Raw genomic sequence first — 20,371 nt, 5'->3', positions numbered from 1 at the left:
ATGTTAAATGCTCAACTTGAGCAAACGTCAAGGCAAAACAGATGTTGAATGCCCAATGTGGGCAAACGTCCCGGCAAATGACGGCGGACTTTCCGAACCCCGGGAAACGAGAGCGTGTAAAGCAAACCGTGTCGGGTCGGTGCATGGGAGCATAGCCATGGTGCATTGCGCACTACCGCCTTGGCGGTTGGTCCTTTTAGAGGGCGGGGTTGCGAGCGAAGCGAGCTACCCTGCCTGGTTTGCGGCGGAGACATCTAGGCCGAAGGTCTTGGTCCTTTTATCCCAAATCGGTTCATTGGTATATGGTCATGGTGCAATGAACCATTGGGTATCAAGAAATGCCTGTCGCAAGCTGTGCAGGAGGTGAAGCCGCCGGCTTCAACGCCCGCAGGAAAGCCTCGGGTACCGTCGGGCGAGTCTGCCCACCCGCCATCCAGGGGTAGCCGCCGGCAACCATACCCTTCATATTCGCCCTTGTCGCTCATGCCTTTGCATGCTTCAAAAGCCATTGACAATTCCGACGGCTCACCCTTTACACCCGACAACATCCCACCACAAACGTAAAAAAGACCAAGACCTTCGGCCTAGATGTCTCCGCCGCAAACCAGGCAGGGTAGCTCGCTTCGCTCGCAACCCCGCCCTCTAAAAGGACCAACCGCCAAGGCGGTAGTGCGCAATGCACCATGGCTATGCTCCCATGCACCGACCCGACACGGTTTACTTTACACACTCTAAAAGGCTAAAAAGGCCTTTTTACCTTTTTACCTTTCCAAGGGCCACCTTTTTACCTTTCTTTCATTCCGGCACATAGATGATCTCGCCGTTGTCCAGCTCATAAGCTACGCCCACCTTCTTTCCTCGCGAGCCTTTGGCGTTCTGATTCTTCGACGGCGTGTAGCGGTTGATTTTCTTTCCCTCCTTCGAGATAATCTCCATGTTCTCCTTTCCCGGGTTCTTCACCATCGTGAAATCATCTTTCGAGAACATCTCCGTCATGCTGTAACGTGTCACGAGGGCCACCATCAGCGCCACGGCAAACACCATCGCCGCGTCGAAAAGGTTGCCCACGTTGCTCATGGGGTCGTCGTCCTCACCCATGAAGCCATACCGTCTGCGCCGCCTCATGCCTTTTCTCCCCCTTCCTGCTGCAAGTCGACGAGATAGGTGAGGTCGTTCAGGCTCTTCTTATACCAGCGTTGGCGCGCCTGCTTGGTGACGAAGCCGATGCCGGCGGCAAAGAGTCCGATGACGGTCGTGGCGAAAGCCACCTGCATGTTGTAGGCCATGGTGGCGATGTCGCCCGTCGACAGGCCCACGAGCGCGGGGCCCATCGGAATCAAGGTGCCCATCAGTCCGAGCATGGGGCCCATCTTGATGAGCGTGTTCGGCAGCGAAAGCTCCTTCTCGCAATAGGTTTCATACTCGGCCAGAAGGTGCTCCATGCGGGCCTGACTCTGCCTGTTTTCAATGACCAGGCGGGCATACGCGGCCGCCACCGATTTGCCTTCGGCCAACTGTTCGGCCTCGATGGCACTCTCCTTGCGCATGCTCAGATACTGGCCGAAGAAGCTGCCGAGCAGCAAGAGGCTGCGCCCGAAGAAATAAATGAGCAGCACCACCACGGGCACGAGCAGGCCCGAGGAAATCCAAAACAAAATGTCGGAAATAAATTTCATGTCTTTTTCTATTCTAAAATAAGTTTCTTATGGATGGGACGGACACGCTGTCCGCCCGTATTGTTTACGTTGCAGCCGTGCGACGGCACGTTTCTGGCGGACGCGCCGCGCCACGAATCCGACACCGCCGAACACGAGGATGAGGGCCGCCATGGCCCCCAGCGCGGCATAGTTCACCTGCGACACGCCATTGACGGCCGTCGTTCCGTTGACCGTCGCGATGACCCCGAGGCCTCCGAGCAGCAGGTTGCATAGGAAAAGGAGTTCCAACCGCAGTTCCTCCTCAGGCACCAGGCGGCGCAACAGATACGCGAGCAGCGGGAGAACGAACAGCAGGGCCACGCCCAACGACCAGCCGACCAGTGCGAAGTCGACGCCGGGCAGGGCGAAAATGGCCCACACGAGCACCGCAAAGAAGACGGGGAAAACGAGCAGACCGGGAAAATGGCGCAGAAAACGGAACCACATCCGCTTCCTGCGACTCACCTTCCGCGACGTCCGCACGTCGACATCGGTCACACAAAAGGCTATTTCGAGCGCGATGTCGACACTCAACAGCACGGCCACATCCAGCATAAGCTGCGGATTGGAGAGCCACGACGCGATCTGGGTCTTGCTCTGCGTGATGGCAAAAGGCCACATCAGTGCCACGAACATCATGACAACGACGGCCGTGACGAGTATCTGCCGCACGCCCATGAAGGTCTGTTTCAGAAGGAAACAGCCCACCGTGAGCAACATCATGAGGGTTACGACCGTCTCCATCAGCCTCCTATTTGTCTGCGGCGACGGCGCAGCCACCAGCCGATGACGACCAGCGCGACCAGCGTCACCGCGAAAGTGATGGCCCCGTTGATGAACTGCTGCCGCTGTTTCACCTGTTCCGATGTCAGTTCCTGCTTCTCCATCACGGTTCCCTTGCCGGCCTTCGCGTTGTCGTCGCGCTGCCGTGCCGACTTCATTTGGGCGCGGTAGGCCTGCCGCTGCTGCGCGTCGAGTTTCGCGTCGATGAACGCCCGCAGCTTCTCGTTGCTCGTCACGAACGTGGATTGCGAGGCTCCGTGCTTCGCTACGGTGGCGGCATGCAGGCGGGCCAGCTCCCGTGTCTGTTCGGGCGTGGCCTTCCACATTCCCTTCCGGATGGTTTCCATCATCACGGCGGTCATCTCTTCGAGCGCGGCCGGGCTCTTCTGCTCCAGAAACTCGCGTGTGCCGAGCTTGTACTGGTCGTCGATATAGGTCTTGTAGACGGCGTCCCACAACTCCTTGTCTATGGCTTTGGGCTTCATCACGTTCCATCCGTAGAGGTTGGTGACGGTCTCCGCGATGTCGCCCGCTGTGGTGGCACCGCCTTTCAGCTTCTCTTTGAGGTAGTTGGGATTGAAGATGGTGGTGCGGCTTTCGGCTCCGATGGCTTCCTTCACCTCCTGCATCCGCATGCGGTTGTGGTTCCGGTAGTCGCTCATATAGGCGTCGGGGTCCTTGCCCGTCACGTTGCGGACGGCCAGGTTGAGGCCTCCCATGAACTCATATACATGGTCCAGGCTGATGGGGCCCCACGTATTGCTCTGCCGGGGCTGGATGACGACGTCGGTGCGGGTGAGCGCGGCTTTGAAAGCCGACTGCCGAACGTCTTCCCAACGCTTCTCGTCGCCGTAGAAAGCGCCCATGTTGTGCAGGTACACTTCGGCTATCTGACGCTCCGATTCCCACTTGTCTCCCTGCTCGACCATGGCTTGTATGCCCGTTCCATATCCACCATTCATGCCGCCGAAGACCCTGTATGTGGCCACCTCGCGGGCTTCGGCAGGCGACATTCCGGCGTCTTCGAGCGTCCGTTCAGACTCCTTCACGCCCTTGGCCACTTCATTGCCATACTTGCCGTTGCCGGCTTTTGCGGCCAGGAGAACGGCCTTGTTGATAAGGAAAAGCCTGCTGGCGGCGAGGTCGCGCAGCTGTCCGCTGGTCTGAACCACCACGTCGATGCGGGGCCGACCAAGCCTTTCGGAGGGTATCAGGCGCACGTCGTTCACGCGGCCGAAGGCGTCCCACACGGGTTCCACACCCAACATGTAGAGCACTTGGGCCACGCTGGCGCCCTCGGTCTCGACAAATTCCGAACTCCAAAGCGTGTAGCTCACCTTGCGAGGATATTGTCCGCCGTGACGTTGGCGATAGAGTTGGATGGCGTTTTCGGCCAGTTGGCAGCCCTTTTCCCACGCGTTTTCGGTGGGACAGGTCTCCGCGTTGACCGCATAAAGGTTGCGGCCGGTGGGCAAGGTCGACGGGTTGACGATGAGGTCGCCGCCCGACGACGGCCGCGTGTAGCCTCCGTTGAGCGCGTTCATGAGCGAACGCATCTCGGCTTCGGGGGCTTCGGCGATTTCACGGCGGTACAGGTCCACGTTCTTCACGGCCTTTTCCAGCGCGATGATGGCCTGGGCCAGCTGCACCTGCTGCTGCGAATACTTCCTGCGGGCACCGCTGTGGTTGCCCATTCCGCCCGCATGGCCGCGCTTGTCCATGCCCTTTGCGCCCTTGGCCGCCATGGCTTTGTCCTGCGCTTCCTCCTTGCTGCCGTGGTACCACTTCTGCTGTCGGCGGATGGCCAACATCATCTTTTCGGGGAACTTGCCCGTCTGCGCCATCTTGTCGTAGACGAACTTCGGTATCTGCTGCACTTTCTTCTCGCGCTTCACGCCCTTCGCGCGCAGCTGGCTCACCGTGAGTCGCTCGCGCTTCTTGGCCTTTTCGGGTTTCTGCGCCATGCCTTCGCCCAGTTGCATCATCATCGAGATGGCGTCGGGGGCCTGCTGCATGCGGTCCACCTCACGTGCCATCGCCAGTTCCTGCCGTGTGATGCCGGCCTCACGGCGCACGAGTTCGTCGGTGGCCAGGCGGGGGTTGGCCAACAGTCGGGCCACCAACGCGTGCGCCGGCTGGCGATAGCGGCGGTCGAAGACGCCCTGATGGCGGTCGACCTGGCCGTCGGCGCGCTGTTTCAGGCGGTCTATCGACAGGCGGCCGTAGGCTATCGGGTCGGTGCACATGGCGTAGACGCTGCTCACGACGCGCTCCGGCGCGTAGGGCCGGCCCATCACATAGAGCTGTCCTGTCACCTTTTCGTTGGCCAGTTCCTCGGCGAAGGCTTCGACGCGCTCAATCTCCGACTGCGTATAAGGCACGTCCATGCGCTTCCGGTCGAGACCCAGGTCGCGGTCGATGTTCATCTCCACCGTCAGCCTCTTCACCTTCAGAGCCGCTTGTCGTGAAGCCTGCGTCGGGCGGTTGTCGGCCTGCTGCATCTCCTTATTATATAGTTCGATGGCGTCACTCAGCCTGGCGTAGGTCTGCCGAAGCCCACTCTGCATGAAAGGAGGGGTGAGATGGCTCTGTATTTGGGCGTAGGAACGCCGCTTGGCAATCATCGCTTCGCCCACATTTCCGATGGTATAGATGTAGAAGTGGGGCATGGTTCCGACGAGACGGTCGGGCCAGTCGTTGCCGGAAAGGGCCACTTGCTTGCGCGGCGTGTACTCCAATGAACCGTGGGTGCCGAAGTGGATGAGCGCGTCGGCTTTGAAATGACGCTGCGTCCATTGGTAGGAACGGACGTAAGCCTGGGGCGGATCCTGGTTGGTTCCATGGATAATCTTGAACGAGTCGGTGCCTTCGCCGCTCATCAGCTGGGGCAACAACGCCACATTTCCAAAGACCATGGGCTTGTGGTCATAGCTATGTTGCTGTATGCCGTGCTCCAATTGCTCGGCACTGGCGGGCAGACCGCTGAGGTTGTAGCCCTCGGCGTGCATGCGTTTCAGCACGTTATACAAGGAAGGTGCCACCTCCATGCCCGACGCCGTGAGCGCGCTTGTGCCGGGACCCTTGTAATAATAGATGGCCACCCGCTTGCGATGGTTGGGCTTGGACTGCAGTCTGACATAGTTTCCGACGGTCTTGACAAACGCGTCGAGCCGCTCCGGAACGGCAAAGGCCTCATGAAGTCCGTCCTTGCCCACGCGGTGCGCGAAGACGACATAGGGCCGGATGGCGCCGTCGATCTCGGGAACGACGACGCTCTGCGACAGGAATCCGCCCATCATGCCTTGCTTGTCGTTCTGCCAGTCGTCGACGAGGCGGTTCACGTTGAGCGGCGCGAACATGGGGATGTTGGCCTTTTCGAGATAGCGCACCAGATAGTCGCCGACGCGCCCGTGGGCCATGTTGACGACGGCCGCGGGGCGGATGGAGTCGATGTGATGGTTCATGACAAACTCACGGAGCCTGTTCACCCGATAGACCGTGAAGCCCTGACGTTCAAACCCATCGACCAACGACGAGGCGATTCCCATCATTCCGGTGACCAAAATGCTTGGCGCATGCGGGCGATAGAGGCCGTTGCGGCGCAGGAAAGCGTTGTAGTCGGCCACCGTGTTGAAGCCCAGTTCATCGTCGTCGGGGTGCTTCGGGTCGACATGCAGCAGCATGTTGTCGGGCCGCAGCTCCACCACATCCGGCTCAATGCTGCGGAATTTCTTGCCGTCGATGAACTTTCGGATGTAGTTGAGCATGCTGCGATAGTTGCGGCGGCTGCCGTTTTCCAGATACTGCCGCAGGAAATCGCCGTCCACGGAGTCGACGGTGTTGATGTCGTTGGCCGGATTCGTGACCAGCCGGGTGAAGGTGGGCACGGACAGCGAGGCCTCGCGCAGCTGTTCGCGCTGCGCGGAGTCGAGCTGAAGGCCCATCGCCGTGACCATGATCATGTCGTAGTCCTTCAGTTCGTCCAGGTGTTCCACGTCCACCTGAGCCACCTTGATGGAGGCGTTGTCGTTGGCCTTGGCGATCTGTCCCAGCTCGATGGCCTGATAGTTGACGAAGGCTATCCGCGTGGAACCAATCCAATGGCGCCATCCGTAGACGGCGAAGACCACGAGAAGAAGCAGCCCGAAGGCCCATAAAAAGCGTTTGTTGAAAAGTCGTTTCATCAGTTTGAGTGTTTGGGAATGATAAGATGTCACCACTTGAACACGTCGGCCAGGTCCAGACGCAGCGTGGCCACGTAGTTGCGGCCCTGCTGCGGCACCTGCACGGCGCGGTCGCTCGACTTGTCCTGATAGCCGAAGAGGTTCTCAATCATGAGTCCTGCCGTGACGCCACGCAGGAAACGGGCCGAAAGATTGAGATTGCACATCGTCCGCGGGTCGTAGACGACGTAGTAGTAGCTGCCGTCGCGGTTGAGCGTATTGGTGCGCAGGCGCGATGTCCACTGCCCGTTAAGAGCCGCTGTCCAGTCCACTTTCAGCAACGTTCTGCGATAGCAAGCCCCGAAGGTCATGCTGTGGGGGCGCACATAGCTGGTGTTCAGCCCGTCGGTCTCTTCGTAGTCGTCCACATAGGCGTAGCTGCCCGTGAGGTCGAAGTTCTGCGCCAGGCGGTAGCGGGCCATGATTTCGACGCCCGTGGTGCGTGCTTTCTCGGCATTGACATACTGCATGTCGCGCGTGCCGTTGTCCATTCGGGCGTAGGAAATCTTGTCTCTGAAGCGGTTGTGGTAGAGCGACACCGAGGCGTTCAGCCCGTTGTGGTTGTACTCCACCGACGCGCTGTACTGCCGACTCTTCTCCGGTCGCAGCTTCGGATTGCCCCAAAGGGTGAACATTCCCAGGCCTCCCATGTCGTATTCCTGGTAGAGTTCCTTGAGCGAAGGCGACCGATAGCCCTCCGCGTAGTTGGCTCGGAAAGTGAAGTCGCGCCACGGACGGTACATCACCGTGAGCTTCGGCGTCAGGTGGAAGTGGTAGAGCTTCTCGATGTCGGCCCGCAGTCCGGCCACAATCGTCAGCCCGTCGGTCAGCTGCCACTCCTCTTGCAGGAAGGCGGCGGCCTGATAGCGGCTGGCCGATCCCGAGTCGGGCATGAAGTAATGGTGCAGATATTCGTGCGTATATTCCATGCCGGCCGACAGCCGGTGACGGCCCATGTGGCCCGAATAGCTGAGCCGTCCCACGTGCATTCGGTTGCTGTAGATGTTGCCGGAGCCCCCTCTGATGGTGTCCTGGTTCTTGTCGTAGCGGTCGAACTGATAGACGAAGTTCATCTGATGGTTGGCGTTCATCATCCAGTTGAGCCGTCCGCCGAGCGTGTAGTCTTGGAAGATGCGGTGGTAAGTCTCGCCCAACCGGTGGGCCTTCCGGTTGTGATAGTAGCCGGCTTTCACCTCCGCCTTGAGATGGTCGGTGAGGCTGTAGCCTATCTTCTGGCTCACATCCCAGATTTCGTAACCGTGGATGGTGGTGGGAATGCCGGCATATTGCTCGGTCTCCCGGCTGCCGTCGGGCTTGACGGTGGTCATCTTCTTGCCCTGTTCCTCCTCGATGGTGTAGCTGTCGCGCTGCCGGTAGCCCACCGACGTGAGCGTCGTGAGCCGGCTTTGGCGCGTTCCGGCCTGCAAGGAGTAGTTCTGTCCGTGGCTGCCGGCATAGCGGGCGGCCACGTTGGCGGTCACGGGACGGTTGGCATTCTTGGTGATGATGTTGACAACCCCGCCCAGAGCGTTGCTGTCATACAGCGTGGAAGCCGCGCCGCGAACCACCTCGATGCGCTCGATGTCGTTGATGTTGAAGCGCGAGAAGTCGATGTTGTGGTCGGCGCCCTCGCCCGATATGCGCTCTCCGTCGAGCAGAAACACCACATATTCGCCCCCCAGACCCTGGTAACTGATTTCCTCGGTCTGGCTCATCGTGTTGTAACCGATCTGCAACCCGGGCAACTCGTATTGCAACAGCTGGGCGAGGTCGACGGGATTGATGCGCTGGATGTCTCTCGAAGAGATGACCCGGGTGATGACGGGCACGTCTTTCAGCTGCCGCTCGACACGCGAACCCGTCACGACGACGGTGTTCAGCTGGTTGTCCGACGGCGTCAGGCGCACCTTGATGTCATCCCGAGTGTTGGTGATCTTGCAGCGTTGGGTCTGATAGCCCATGAAGCTGACGCGCAGCACGGGGTTGGCGTGGCGCAGCTGCAGCGTGAAGCGACCGTCGCTGGTCGTTCCCGTGCCGATGGTCGTGCCTTCCACCACCACCGAAGCGGCCGGAAGCGGCTGACCCTTTTCATCAACAACGGTCCCCCTGATGGTGACAGAGGGACCGCCGACTATCGGTTCGGCCGACACGGACAAGGTCAGTGCCGACAGAATCGACAGCATGAATAACTTAAATCGCATAGACTGGGGGCTGATTATTTACCAGTTTGCGGAGCGTTGGAGGCCGGTGTAAGGGTAATAACCGTTCCACCCATGACGTCCGGCACCGTAATCTTGAAATTAAAGACTTTCTTTCCCTCCTGAACGGTGGCTTTCAGCGTAGCCGGATAGTCCTTGGGAGCGTTGCCACGCATGGCCATCTTCATCGTACCTTGCCCCGAAATGGCATACTCCTTGCCGTCGGCGCTGGCGGCCACGGTGACCTTTTCAAAGGTGCCGGCGCCCCAGGTCTTGCCCGCGTAAATGACGTTGACCGTGTTGTCGCCCACCTTCGTCACCGTCACCTTGTCGCCGTCGTTCTCCATCGGCTTGGTAACTTTGGAGAAAGCGGCCGCCGTATGAACTTCATACACGCCTGTCACCTTGTCGGCAGAGGTCTTGACGGGTTCTTTGTTGTCGTCTTTGCTACATGAAGAGAAGAAGAATGTGGCGAGCGCCATGAAAAGAAATAGTTTGAGTTTCATTGTTTTTTGTTTTAATTTGATAAAAAATAGGTTGATGAGAACAGCCATCCCAGCTGTTGTCGGAATGACGATGCAAAGGTAAAACGCCTGCGAAAGCCCTGCAATCACCATATATCGTGATTTTAAGCGGCCCGCCGATACCTACAAATGATGGTTCCCGGCCAAGGCCCGCCATGCAACGGATTTTCAAAAGCAGCCCTTTTAGGCTCCAAAAGCTATCCTTTCAGCCGCTAAAAGCTGCCCTTTTACACGCCAAAAGCAGCCTTTTTACAAGCTAAAAGCGACCCTTTCACTTTTTACCCTTTCACTTTTTACCTTTTTTACCTTTATCCCTTCACTTCATTTCTTTTAGGTATAGCCGAAGAAAACAAAAAGTTTGCGTACTTTTGTATGGCTACTCGTCAACAGGTAGCCCCTGACAAGCGTGCCGCAGCGCAAAATCATTCATATCGACATGGACGCTTTCTTCGCCAGCGTGGAGCAACGGGACCATCCCGAGCTGCGCGGAAAGCCCATCGCCATCGGCTATGACGGCGAGCGGGGCGTCGTGTCGACGGCCAGCTACGAAGCGCGGAAGTTCGGCGTGCGTTCGGCCATGTCGATGATGATGGCCAAACGCATGTGCCCGCAGCTCATCGTGGTGCCCTCGCGCTACGACGTGTACCGCGAAGTGTCGGCCCAGGTGCAGGCCATCTTCCACGACTACACCGACATGATCGAACCGCTGTCCATCGACGAGGCCTTCCTGGACGTGACGGAGAACAAGCGCGGCATGGAACTGGCGGTCGACATCGCCCGCGAAATCAAGCGGCGCATCAGGGACGAGCTGCAGCTGACGGCCTCGGCGGGCGTCTCCTACAACAAGCTGCTGGCCAAGATCGCTTCGGAAGAGCGCAAGCCAGACGGCCTCTGCACCATCCATCCCGACAAGGCGCTCGACTTCATCGCCCGACTGCGCGTCGAAAAGCTGTGGGGCGTGGGGCCCAAGACGGCCGAACGCATGCACTACATGGGCATTTTCACGGGCCGCGACCTGCGCAAATGCTCGCTCGAACACCTGAAAGAGGTGTTCGGCAAGGCGGGACAGCTGTTCCATGACTTCGCCCGGGGCATTGACCAACGGCCTGTAGTGGTGGAGCGCGTGCGCAAATCGGTGGGCTGCGAGCACACGTTCATGGAGGACATAGGCAGCCGGTCGGCCGTCGTCATCGAGCTATATCACACCGTGCTCGAACTCACGGAGCGCATTGCCAAGGACGATTTCGAAGGAAAGACGCTCACACTGAAGGTGAAATACAACGATTTCCAGCAGATAACGCGCAGCGCGACGCAGCGAAAGTTCCTGAAAAGCAAAGCCGACATCCTGCCGTTGGCCAAGAAACTGATGGCCGAAGTGGACTATTCAGCGGCCCATCCCATCCGTCTCATCGGCCTGTCGGTGTCGAATCCGGGCGACGGAGATGAACAGAAAAGACGGGAGTGGGTGCAGTTGGAATTGGAATTTAAGGATTGAACGCGGCAGAGAACACGCAAAATTGAACTACCTTTGCACAAAAACAAGAAGCATGCACGCAGCCATTGAAGAATTGAAACGCCAGAAACTGCTGCTCCAGATGGAGTATTACGCGGAGAAAGAGGAGTTTCGGCGACAGACCGAGGCCGCCGGCATGGCCCGAAAGGTGAAGCGGGGCGACGCGTGGTTCCCGCTGCGGATGGGCAAGAGCTTCTACAACTCGCTCAACCAGCGGGCCATCGAGGTGTTCCGCACCACCGACCAGGACATCGAACACAACTTCGAGTTCGGCCGTCCGGTCATGTTTTTCCGCGAAAAGCCCCCACAACCTACCACCCACCAACCCATCACCTATTTGTTCACGGGCACCGTCTCCTACGTCGACGGCGACCGCATGGTCGTCATCGTGCCCGACTCGGCGCCTCTGCTCGACCTCCAGTCGGCCGAAACGCCCATGGGCGTGCAGCTGTCGTTCGACGAGACGAGCTACAAGGCCATGTTCGACGCGCTCGACCGGGTGATGACGGCCAAGGACAATCGGCTGGCCCACCTGCGCGAGCTGTTCCATTCCAACCGGAAAGCGGAACGATTCACCTTTCAGCCGACGGCCTTCCCATGGCTCAACCCCACCCAGGAGCGGGCCGTGAACGAGGTGTTGCGGGCCAAGGACGTGGCTGTTGTCCACGGACCGCCGGGCACCGGCAAGACCACGACGCTGGTGGAAGCCATCAACGAGACGCTGATGCGCGAGAGCCAGGTGCTCGTCTGCGCGCAAAGCAACATGGCGGTGGACTGGATTTGTGAGAAATTGGTGGACCGAGGGGTCAACGTGCTGCGCATCGGAAACCCCACCCGGGTGAACGACAAGATGTTGGGCTTCACCTACGAGCGGCGTTTCGAGGCCCATCCCGACTACCCGCAGCTGTGGAGTCTGCGCAAGGCCATCCGCGAACTGCGCGCCCAACGGCGGAAAGGGGGCGAAAACCGCCATCAGAAAATGGAGCGGCTGAAGGCGCGCGCCACCGAACTGGAGATCAGAATCAACGCCGACCTCTTCGGCGAAGCCCGTGTCATCGCCTCAACCCTCGTGGGTTCGACCCATCGAACGCTTGAGGGAATGAAGTTCGGAACGCTCTTCATCGACGAGGCGGCACAGGCCCTGGAGGCTGCCTGCTGGATTCCGATGCGACGCGTGACGCGCGTGGTGCTGGCGGGCGACCACTGCCAGCTGCCTCCGACGGTGAAAAGTATCGCCGCGTTGCGGGCCGGACTGGGCAAGACGCTCATGGAACGCATCGTCGAAAACAAGCCCGAAGTGGTCACTTTGCTCAAGATACAATATCGGATGAACGAGAAAATCATGCGATTTTCGAGCGACTGGTTCTATCACGGACAGGTGGAGAGCGCGCCACAAATCAAGTATAGGGGCATACTCGACTACGACCGCCCCATCGAATGGCGCGACAGCCGGCATGCCGACACAGCTCCTGCCGGCCAGGAGGGCCTGGACAACGCCACCGGAACCTACGGCGAGTCCTTCGTGGGCAGTTCTTTCGGCCGCGTCAACAAGGCCGAGGCCCGGCTCACGCTCGACACCTTGCAGGATTATTTCACGAAGATCGGCCGGCAACGGCTGCTCGACGAGCGCATCGACGTGGGCGTCATCTCGCCTTATCGGGCGCAGGTGCAGTATCTGCGCGGCCTCATCAAGCACGAAGCGTTCTTCAAACCCTACCGGCAGCTCATCAGCGTCAACACGGTCGACGGCTTCCAAGGACAGGAACGCGACGTCATCCTCGTGTCGCTGGTGCGCAGCAACGACGAAGGACAGATTGGATTCCTGCGCGACCTGCGGCGAATGAACGTGGCCATCACCCGCGCCCGCATGAAACTCATCATCCTCGGCGACGTCGGAACGCTGACCCGACACCCTTTCTACAAGAAACTCTACGAATACGCGGTGAGCGATGGGGAAACGGCGAACGGGGAATGAGGGGCGGAAACGAAGGGTTGGCGAGAGACGGACGGACGAAGACCCGTCACTTCTTCATCTCCACCAACGCCTGGCCGTCGTCGTTGCCCGACAACACCACGCTCACGTAGTCCGTCTGGTGGGTTCCGCCATCCGTCACGGCCAGCGACAGCCGCCCTTTCACCCAAGGATAGCTGACGACGGCGAAGTGGTCTTTGCCCACCCGTGCCCGCAGCGGCTCCTGGATTTCGGCCGCTATCAGCAGCGACGGCGTCTCGGCACTGGCCATTTGGATGGTGCCCGTGAGTTCGCAGTAGAGCGAATCGTTCTTCGGCTGCGTCCAGACCACGTCCAACTGCTTGCTGCTGATGTCGAACGCCAGCCTTCCGTAGCCTCGGTCGCTGTAATCGTTACGGATGACGGCCGCATAGTCGGTCAGCGTCCAATGCCCGTCGGCGCCTTGCCGAACCGTGAATTGGTACTTCGTGTTGATCTCCGTGCTCTGATGCGCGCCGAGCAAGGTGGCCCGAAGCAGCCCTTGCGGCGTCTCGGAGAACAGGAAGTGGTCGAAATGATAGTCGGCCTTGCGGCGTTCCAGCCGCCAGTTGCGGGTGCCGTCAGCCTTCAGCGTGTCGTAGATTTGGCACTCCGGAAAGTATGTATCCATGAAAGTCTTGCGGTCGGCGTCGGTCGACAGGGCGAAATAGCGGTGCGACAGATAGGCCGTGAAGAGCATGTCGGTGAGCGGTTGGTTGCTGTTCTGCACATAATTGTAGGCCGCCCGCTCCGCCGAACGAGGTTCGTAGCCGTTTGGCGACCAGTAGAAACAACCGGTCAGGCAGCTTGCAGCCGCGAAGAGGGCCGCGAAAAGGTATGAAATCTTCTTCATCATCTTGTCATTTTAAAGTTAGAATCGATAGCCGGCCGTCATCCGGGCCACGCCAAGGCTGCCGTAGCCCAGTTCGGTGCCGAAGAACAGCCGCCTGCCCACCTGCATTCCGAAGCCCGTGAAGTGGCCCATGAAGTGGACGCTGCGGCTTCCCGAGGCCTCCCCCTCTTGGCGAACATAGCGCAGCGACGCGCCCACGCCGACCTCGCCGTACATCCGGAAGCCCCTGTGGCGTAGGTAATAGAGGCGCAAGGCCGGCATGAGGGTGCAGTAGCTGTCGCGCGACGACGCCACGGTTCGGTCGGAAACGCGCTCCTTCCACTTGTTTTCCTTACACTCATACGAGGCCGTCACGCCGTAGGCCAGCCAGCAGCCGGCCTTGAAGTCGCGCCGATAACCGATGGCGAAGCAGGGCGGTTGCACGCTGCCGTCGTCGTAGATTCTCAGACTCCGATAGGTGCCGAGCGGCATGTCGTGGCCCGAATCCATACCGTAGACATCCTTGCGGCTGAGGTCCCAGCCCAGATTGGAGGTTCCAAAGCCCATGCCCACCGACACTTCGCGGGTGGGGATGTCGTCGTTTTGCGCGCCGGCTGCGACCGGCAGGGCCAGCAACAGCGCGAGCAAGCACCTCTGTGCAGGCCTTGCCGCTTTCATAAAGATTGTTTTCATAGGGTCATGTTGTGTCATTTCGTTTGTATCTTGAGTCCCAATTGCAAGGCGGGACTGAAGGGTTTCTCCTTGAAATAGGTGGAAACGCCGCTGCCGTTGTCGGGCGAATAGCGCACCGACGGCTCGGCATAGAGGCCCACGGCAGGCGTCAGTCGCCACACGGCACCCACGCCGACGACTGCCGACAGCTGCGGGCGGTCACGCTTCATGGGTTGACGGGAGCCTTCGGTCCGCATGCGTGCCCTGACATTGAAGTCCACTTGGCCACCGCCTGTGGCGTAGACGGCCAGCCGGCGGCTGTGCCAAAGGCTGTGGCTCAACTGCAACGGCAGTCCCACGTCGTCCAGTTGCTGCCGGCTTTCGATGGTCAGGCCCCGCATCTGCTGGGTGAAGGTGGCGTTCAGCCGGGTGTAGACCACGCCCGTGGTCAGGCTCCAGCCCCCGCCGAGCGGCACGTCGACCGTCAGCCCCACCGAAACGGGCAGGTCGTGGCGTGCCTTTTCGCCATAGCCCACCAGGTAGGCAGGGGCTTCGTCGCCCGTTCCGGCCGCCCTCGAAGGCAGCCGGTTGGCCTTGGCCGCATGATATTCGTTCTGCCGTTCGGGGGCCATCTCCACCCTGTCGTGCCGGGTGTAGGCCAAGAGTCCGTTGGTGGCGTGGAGCCGCAGGCCGACGGAAGAGGCCGACGCACGGCGCGGCAGGTGCCCGTCCATAGGCTCGGCAGGCTGCGGCAGCATGTCGGGGGCAGGCTTCGGCTGCGAAGGGCGTGGCGTCGCCGTCGGTTCATCGGCCACAGGCGGCACCGTCGGCTCACTGCAATCGGGTTTCGTCACGGCCACCATGGAGGGTGAAAGCGAGGTGGAGGGCGCCACCTGTCCATGCGGCGAAGGCTCGTTCTTTGCCACGAAAGCCGATGTTCCGGCCGGTTCCGACGGCACGAGGCCCAACGATTGCCGGATGGCGTCGCGCCTTTGCAGCAGCGTTTGCTCTGCAGCCATCGGCCTGTCGGTCAGCTCCTTGTGGCGACTGAGCCAGAGAATGCCGCCCCCTGCCACCGCCACGACGACGGCTGCGGCCGCCACCCACCGACGCAAGGCCAGCCGACGGGCGGCCACGGCGACCGACCTGTCGTCGAGCGCCTGCTCAATGCCGGCCCACAACTCGTCGCCGACAGGTTCTTCCTGCCGTTCCATCCGCTTGCGCAGCCTGTCTGTCCAATCCGTTTGTTTCATTGTCCTTGCGTCTTGATGTATTCCTTAATCATGTGGGCCAGCATTTTCCTGGCTCTGGAGTATTGCGAAGCCGAACTGTTCTCCTTGATATGCAGCAGTCGGGCTATCTCCTTGTGCGACCGTTGTTCGAAAACGTAGAGGTTGAAGACCGTCCGATAGCCGGCGGGCAGCTGCCCCAGCATGTCGGCGACGGCCTCGGGGGGCACCTGTTCCACAGGCGGCTCGTCCTCGTCGGGCAACTCGGGCATGCTGTCGGCCGACACCCATCGCTCGTGTTTCCGCAGATAGTCCACCGACCGGTTGACGACGATGCGCAACAGCCATGCCGTGAGCGAGCCTTCGCCCCGATATTGAAAGTCATTGACGTGCGTCAGCACCTGGATGAAGCTCTCCTGGACGATGTCCTTGCGGGCGTCTGTGTCGGCCACGTAGCGGTGGCTGACGGCCATGGCACGTGCGGCGCAACCGTCATACAGCTGTTTCATGGCCCGACGGTCGCCCCGCCGGATTCCGTCCAAGATGATTTCTTCCGATTCCATCCGTCTTTCAACGCACCCGTTTGGTAGCCGTGAACCGGCAAGTCTGCCCGCCGGGGCTTACAAAGCCGCTCCACAGGCCCGTCTTCTTCTGATAGACGGCCATCCACTTGCCCGCCGTCAGGTCGTCCTTCACCGTCAGGTCGAAATACTCGTTGCTTTCGGAGCTGCCCGTGTGCATATAGTAGGCCGTCACGGAGGCTCCATAGCCCGGCAGCCGGCTGAAGGTCATCTCCGTACCGGTCACCTTGAGCGTGGTCTGGGTGGTCTCCCCGCGGCTGTCGGTCACGTCGATGGCATACACGCCCAGCCACCGTTGCGCCGCGCCGGGGTTCTCCTGGTTCGATCCACCCATGTTGTCGCCGTCCGTCGCGCACCCCGTGAGGACGCCGAGACAGGTCAGCAGCAGTACGAATAGATATTGTCTCATGCTCTGTCGTCTTTTGGTTGTTCTACCTTCATAACTCTTTGGTGCCGCAAATCTTGCATGTAAAAACGCAAAAAAATGATTTGCGGCATGAAAAAACGGCCTTGTCACTTTATTTTCGTACTTTTGCAGGCAATGAGAAGTGTGAAATGAGGATGTGAAAACGTGAGAGCAACTTCTCATTTCACACTGCACACTTCTCATTTCACACTTCACATTTCTCATTAAAATAAAAGACTATGCAACAAAAAATATCCGACTTTGAAATCATGGCTCCCGTAGGCTCGCGCGAAAGCCTGGCGGCAGCCATCCAAGCCGGGGCCGACTCGGTTTATTTCGGCATTGGCCAACTCAACATGCGGTCGCATTCGGCCAACCATTTCACCATCGACGACCTGCGGGAGATAGCCGCCACGTGCGCCGAACACGACATCAAGACCTATCTGACGGTCAACACCATCATCTACGACGAAGACCTCGGAACGATGCGGGAGATTGTCGACGCCGCCAAAGAGGCCCGAATCTCGGCCGTCATCGCCGGCGACGTGGCCGTGATGGCCTACTGCAACGAGGTGGGCGTGGAGGTTCACCTCTCCACACAGCTCAACATCTCGAACATAGAAGCCCTCAAGTTCTACGCACGGTTTGCCGACGTGGTGGTGCTGGCGCGCGAACTGAACATGGACCAGGTGGCGGCCATCCACCGACAGATCGACGAGCAGCACATCCGCGGCCCCAAGGGGGAACCCATCCGCATAGAGATGTTCTGCCACGGCGCCCTCTGCATGGCCGTCAGCGGCAAGTGCTACATGAGCCTGGCCAACGCCAACCGCTCGGCAAACCGTGGCGAATGCGTGCAGATATGCCGACGGTCGTACACCGTCACCGACAACGAGACGGGCAACCAGCTTGAGATTGACAACAAATACATCATGAGTCCGAAGGACCTGAAGACCCTCCGCTTCATCGACCGGATGATGGAGAGCGGCGTCAGGGTGTTTAAAATAGAAGGCAGGGCACGTGGTCCTGAATACGTACACACCGTCGTCAGCTGCTATCGGGAGGCCATTCGGAGCGTACTCGACGGCACTTTCACCGAAGAAAAGAAAGACCGTTGGGACGAACGGCTGGCCACCGTGTTCAACCGCGGCTTCTGGGATGGCTACTACCAGGGCCAGACCTTGGGCGAATGGAACGAGCACTACGGCAGTGCGGCCACGGAAAAGAAGGTGCTGGTGGGCAAGGTCGTGAAGTATTTCTCCAAGCTCGGCGTGGCCGAAATGGCCGTCGAGGCGTCTGAAGTGAGCCTGGGCGACAGGCTCCTGGTCACCGGTCCGACCACCGGCGTGCTGTTTTTCGACGCCAAGGAGATACGCTATGACCTCCAACCGGTGGACAAGGCGGAGAAGGGGTGGCGCGTTTCCATCCCCGTGCCGGGCAAGGTGCGCCCCAACGACAAGCTGTTTAAATTGACAAGCGTGGAAGGAAAGGTGAAAGGATGAAAAGATAAAAGGGTGAAAAGGGGAAAAGGGGAAGGTGAAAGGGTAAAAAAGAGAAGGTAAAAGGGCAAAAAAGAGAAGGTAAAAGGGTAAAAAGGTAAAAAGAAAAGGCGCAAAGTTTCAAGCAGTTCATCCTCCCAGGTTGTTCGGTGTAGTGGGCGATACCATCGCCCACTTGGGTGAAGCCATCTAAAAAGTAAAAGGGTGAAAAAGCCTGGGCGGAAGGGCCGCCGTTAGCCGACGAAAGGGCTGCTTTCACAAGGCAGAAGGGCAGCTTTTGCTTTCTGAAACGGCAGCTTTCACAACGCCACGGGCCAGCTTTCACGGAGTCCTTGTTACTTTTTTACCTTTTTACCTTTCCAAAAGCCTTTTACTTTTTTACCCTTTTACCTTTCATCGTTTCAACCGCCGATTCATCTGATACAGCGCGGGCACGAAGATGCAAAGCGAGAAGAAGAGCCATAAGACGACGCGCAACTGGCTGCCGCCGGCCAGGTCGACGAGCTTCATGTCGTCAATGCCGGGGGCGAGATTGGTGGCCAGGAAGGCCAATGAATTGTTGACCCAATGGCAGACCAGGCCCGGAACAATGCTGCGGGTGCGCTCATACATCCACCCCAGGAGCACGCCCGTCAATACGGCATGCAGGAATTGGGACTCGTTGCCATGGACGGCACCGAAGATGACGGCCGAAACGGCAATGGCTCCCCAGCGCCAGCGGCCCTCCATCACCGTGAGCAGGCTGCGCAAGACGGCGCCTCGGAACACCACTTCCTCGGCCACGGGGGCCAGTATGCCGATGAAGAGATAGCCCAGGGGCTGGCGCATGATGTCGACGAGCAGACGTTCCACGTGCTCGGGCATGTCGAGCGAGAGCTGTTCGTTGAGCCATATCGAGGGGATGATGGTTCCCAACGTGGCCACCCCCGTCCAGACCAGGGCCGTCCAGGGCCGGCTGCGGAGATAGTCGCGGCCGACGGGCGTCCAGCGCAGCCGCAGGAACAGGACGATCGTCATCACGCTGCTGAGCACCGTGGCGGCCAACACCACCGGCCCCTTGAGCAACGGGCCGTGTCGCGTCAACTGCGCAAAGGCTTCCGACACGCCGCTGCCTTGACGGATGTAGTAGCCCCATGTGGCCAACTGCATCGTGACGATTTGCAGGAGAAAGAAGATGACTACATAAAACAGGACGTTGAGGGATTGTTTCACGATGGGTTTCATACGTATTTCATTTGCGTTAAACTATAAACATGCCGCAATTCGCGCCGCCCGGGCCTACAACTCCTTCAGCCCCAGCAGTTCGGCGGCCTTGGCGCGGTCGGCCTTCAGCTGTTCGGTCAGCTGCAACAGGTTGTCGAACTTGCGCTCCGAACGGATGCGTTGTACGAACGACACCATGACCTGCCGCCCGTAGAGATTGTCTTCGAAGTCGAAGATGTGGACTTCGAGCGTCTGCGCCTGCCCTCCGAAGGTGGGACGGACGCCGATGTTCATCATGCCGGGCAGCTGCGCCACGCTGTGCTCCAGCCTGACACGCACGGCATAGACGCCCGCTTCGGGAATCAGTTGGCATGTCCCCGCAACATCGATGTTGGCCGTGGGAAAGCCCAGTTTGCGGCCGTTTCGATAGCCGCCGACGACCTTTCCCGAGAGCGTATAGGGGTAGCCCAGGCACCGGTGGCCCATGTCGACCCTGCCCTCTTCGAGCAACGACCGTATCATCGACGAACTGACATGCGCGCCTTCGATGGCGAAGGCCCGGTTGCGGATGACCTCCATGCCCATCTCGCGGCCGTAGCGCACGTAGTCGTCGAAGCCTTCCGTGCGGTCGTGGCCGAAGCGGTTGTCGTAGCCGATGATGAGTTTGCGCACGTTGAGCTTGTCGACCAGCACCCGACGCATGAAGTCGTGGGCCGAGAGCGCGGCCATCTCGCGGGTGAACGGGAGCACGGCCGCCTGGTCGCAACCGGTCTTGGAGAGCAGCAGCAGCTTGCTGTCGAGCGGGGTCAGCAGGCGGGGCTGGTAGTCGCTCTGCAGCACTTGGCGGGGATGGCGGTCGAAGGTGATGACGGTCGACACCATGTGGCTCAGCCGGGCCTCCTCCACCATGTTCCGGATGAGGTATTGATGGCCGCGATGGACGCCGTCGAAGAAGCCGATGGTGGCCACCGTGGGCGGCAGGTTGCCCGTGTCGGGGTTGACTTTGATGATTTCCATACGC

Annotated in this window: 17 protein-coding genes; 3 read left to right on the top strand and 14 right to left on the bottom strand. The window is 59.7% G+C overall.

Features of this window, described 5'->3' with window-relative positions; all coding sequences use genetic code 11:
- Nucleotides 1-331 precede the first annotated feature (331 nt).
- From K334_RS15375 to K334_RS0102940, 7 genes are all read right to left on the bottom strand, one after another.
- Nucleotides 332-466 (bottom strand): hypothetical protein, encoded by a 135-nt coding sequence (locus K334_RS15375; protein WP_262499399.1) that lies wholly within the window; start codon nt 464-466, stop codon nt 332-334.
- Nucleotides 467-795: 329 nt separating this feature from the next.
- Complete coding sequence (locus tag K334_RS0102965; protein ID WP_021589910.1) at nt 796-1,125, bottom strand: DUF2149 domain-containing protein; 330 nt, start codon at nt 1,123-1,125, stop codon at nt 796-798.
- Entirely contained in the window at nt 1,122-1,676 is a 555-nt protein-coding gene (locus K334_RS0102960) for a MotA/TolQ/ExbB proton channel family protein (RefSeq protein WP_021589906.1), read from the bottom strand. The genes K334_RS0102965 and K334_RS0102960 overlap by 4 nt, the downstream gene beginning before the upstream one ends.
- A 27-nt stretch (nt 1,677-1,703) precedes the next feature.
- Nucleotides 1,704-2,441, bottom strand: coding sequence for a hypothetical protein (locus K334_RS13405; protein WP_025882166.1), 738 nt, complete (start codon nt 2,439-2,441; stop codon nt 1,704-1,706).
- Complete coding sequence (locus K334_RS0102950; protein ID WP_036889844.1) at nt 2,441-6,664, bottom strand: cobaltochelatase subunit CobN; 4,224 nt, start codon at nt 6,662-6,664, stop codon at nt 2,441-2,443. The genes K334_RS13405 and K334_RS0102950 overlap by 1 nt, the downstream gene beginning before the upstream one ends.
- Nucleotides 6,665-6,693: 29 nt before the next feature.
- Entirely contained in the window at nt 6,694-8,904 is a 2,211-nt protein-coding gene (locus K334_RS0102945; RefSeq protein WP_027444487.1) for a TonB-dependent receptor, read from the bottom strand.
- Between the two features lie 14 nt (nt 8,905-8,918).
- Nucleotides 8,919-9,407 carry a hypothetical protein gene (locus K334_RS0102940; protein ID WP_025882282.1) on the bottom strand — a complete coding sequence of 163 codons (489 nt, stop codon included), beginning with the start codon at nt 9,405-9,407 and terminating at the stop codon, nt 8,919-8,921.
- 424 nt (nt 9,408-9,831) lie between these two features.
- Between K334_RS0102940 and dinB the strand changes: the two genes are divergently transcribed.
- Together dinB and K334_RS0102930 are read left to right on the top strand one after the other, a co-directional pair.
- Nucleotides 9,832-10,920 (top strand): DNA polymerase IV, encoded by a 1,089-nt coding sequence (dinB, locus tag K334_RS0102935; RefSeq protein WP_021589889.1) that lies wholly within the window; start codon nt 9,832-9,834, stop codon nt 10,918-10,920.
- Nucleotides 10,921-10,972: 52 nt separating this feature from the next.
- On the top strand, nt 10,973-12,913 hold the full coding sequence (locus tag K334_RS0102930; RefSeq protein WP_025882281.1) for an AAA domain-containing protein: 1,941 nt from the start codon (nt 10,973-10,975) through the stop codon (nt 12,911-12,913).
- A gap of 46 nt (nt 12,914-12,959) precedes the next feature.
- Here the strand turns inward: K334_RS0102930 and K334_RS0102925 are convergent, their stop codons facing one another.
- From K334_RS0102925 to K334_RS0102905, 5 genes are read right to left on the bottom strand one after another with little or no spacing between them, the layout of a single operon-like run.
- Complete coding sequence (locus K334_RS0102925) at nt 12,960-13,784, bottom strand: hypothetical protein (protein WP_025882280.1); 825 nt, start codon at nt 13,782-13,784, stop codon at nt 12,960-12,962.
- A gap of 15 nt (nt 13,785-13,799) precedes the next feature.
- Complete coding sequence (locus K334_RS0102920) at nt 13,800-14,453, bottom strand: hypothetical protein (RefSeq protein WP_154655533.1); 654 nt, start codon at nt 14,451-14,453, stop codon at nt 13,800-13,802.
- Nucleotides 14,454-14,467: 14 nt separating this feature from the next.
- Complete coding sequence (locus K334_RS0102915; protein ID WP_027444485.1) at nt 14,468-15,685, bottom strand: hypothetical protein; 1,218 nt, start codon at nt 15,683-15,685, stop codon at nt 14,468-14,470.
- Nucleotides 15,682-16,224, bottom strand: a complete 543-nt coding sequence (locus K334_RS0102910; RefSeq protein WP_025881609.1) for an RNA polymerase sigma factor — start codon at nt 16,222-16,224, stop codon at nt 15,682-15,684. The genes K334_RS0102915 and K334_RS0102910 overlap by 4 nt, the downstream gene beginning before the upstream one ends.
- Before the next feature lie 7 nt (nt 16,225-16,231).
- Nucleotides 16,232-16,651 (bottom strand): hypothetical protein, encoded by a 420-nt coding sequence (locus tag K334_RS0102905; protein ID WP_025881610.1) that lies wholly within the window; start codon nt 16,649-16,651, stop codon nt 16,232-16,234.
- Nucleotides 16,652-16,887: 236 nt separating this feature from the next.
- Between K334_RS0102905 and K334_RS0102900 the strand changes: the two genes are divergently transcribed.
- On the top strand, nt 16,888-18,150 hold the full coding sequence (locus K334_RS0102900; protein ID WP_027444484.1) for a peptidase U32 family protein: 1,263 nt from the start codon (nt 16,888-16,890) through the stop codon (nt 18,148-18,150).
- Between the two features lie 390 nt (nt 18,151-18,540).
- Here K334_RS0102900 and K334_RS0102895 read toward each other — a convergent pair whose 3' ends face one another.
- Both K334_RS0102895 and K334_RS0102890 read right to left on the bottom strand, forming a co-directional pair.
- Entirely contained in the window at nt 18,541-19,371 is an 831-nt protein-coding gene (locus K334_RS0102895; RefSeq protein ID WP_025881612.1) for a CPBP family intramembrane glutamic endopeptidase, read from the bottom strand.
- A gap of 54 nt (nt 19,372-19,425) precedes the next feature.
- Nucleotides 19,426-20,367: a bifunctional riboflavin kinase/FAD synthetase gene (locus K334_RS0102890; protein WP_027444483.1), complete on the bottom strand. Its 942-nt coding sequence runs from the start codon at nt 20,365-20,367 to the stop codon at nt 19,426-19,428.
- Nucleotides 20,368-20,371: the final 4 nt, after the last annotated feature.

It is taken from the genome of Segatella baroniae DSM 16972 = JCM 13447, from assembly GCF_000426585.1.
Taxonomy (GTDB): domain Bacteria; phylum Bacteroidota; class Bacteroidia; order Bacteroidales; family Bacteroidaceae; genus Prevotella; species Prevotella baroniae.
Note: the sequence above shows the minus strand (reverse complement) of the source record. Positions and strands in the feature narration are given on the sequence as shown.

Coding starts and splice junctions, on each gene's coding strand:
- K334_RS0102940 (WP_025882282.1), bottom strand. CDS start 9,407: ATGAAACTCAAACTATTTCTTTTCATGGCGCTCGCCACATTCTTCTTC.
- K334_RS0102950 (WP_036889844.1), bottom strand. CDS start 6,664: ATGAAACGACTTTTCAACAAACGCTTTTTATGGGCCTTCGGGCTGCTT.
- K334_RS0102960 (WP_021589906.1), bottom strand. CDS start 1,676: ATGAAATTTATTTCCGACATTTTGTTTTGGATTTCCTCGGGCCTGCTC.
- K334_RS0102925 (WP_025882280.1), bottom strand. CDS start 13,784: ATGATGAAGAAGATTTCATACCTTTTCGCGGCCCTCTTCGCGGCTGCA.
- K334_RS0102895 (WP_025881612.1), bottom strand. CDS start 19,371: ATGAAACCCATCGTGAAACAATCCCTCAACGTCCTGTTTTATGTAGTC.
- K334_RS0102900 (WP_027444484.1), top strand. CDS start 16,888: ATGCAACAAAAAATATCCGACTTTGAAATCATGGCTCCCGTAGGCTCG.
- K334_RS15375 (WP_262499399.1), bottom strand. CDS start 466: ATGAAGGGTATGGTTGCCGGCGGCTACCCCTGGATGGCGGGTGGGCAG.
- K334_RS0102930 (WP_025882281.1), top strand. CDS start 10,973: ATGCACGCAGCCATTGAAGAATTGAAACGCCAGAAACTGCTGCTCCAG.
- K334_RS0102910 (WP_025881609.1), bottom strand. CDS start 16,224: ATGGAATCGGAAGAAATCATCTTGGACGGAATCCGGCGGGGCGACCGT.
- K334_RS0102920 (WP_154655533.1), bottom strand. CDS start 14,453: ATGAAAACAATCTTTATGAAAGCGGCAAGGCCTGCACAGAGGTGCTTG.
- K334_RS0102890 (WP_027444483.1), bottom strand. CDS start 20,367: ATGGAAATCATCAAAGTCAACCCCGACACGGGCAACCTGCCGCCCACG.
- K334_RS0102965 (WP_021589910.1), bottom strand. CDS start 1,125: ATGAGGCGGCGCAGACGGTATGGCTTCATGGGTGAGGACGACGACCCC.
- K334_RS0102905 (WP_025881610.1), bottom strand. CDS start 16,651: ATGAGACAATATCTATTCGTACTGCTGCTGACCTGTCTCGGCGTCCTC.
- K334_RS0102945 (WP_027444487.1), bottom strand. CDS start 8,904: ATGCGATTTAAGTTATTCATGCTGTCGATTCTGTCGGCACTGACCTTG.
- K334_RS13405 (WP_025882166.1), bottom strand. CDS start 2,441: ATGGAGACGGTCGTAACCCTCATGATGTTGCTCACGGTGGGCTGTTTC.
- K334_RS0102915 (WP_027444485.1), bottom strand. CDS start 15,685: ATGAAACAAACGGATTGGACAGACAGGCTGCGCAAGCGGATGGAACGG.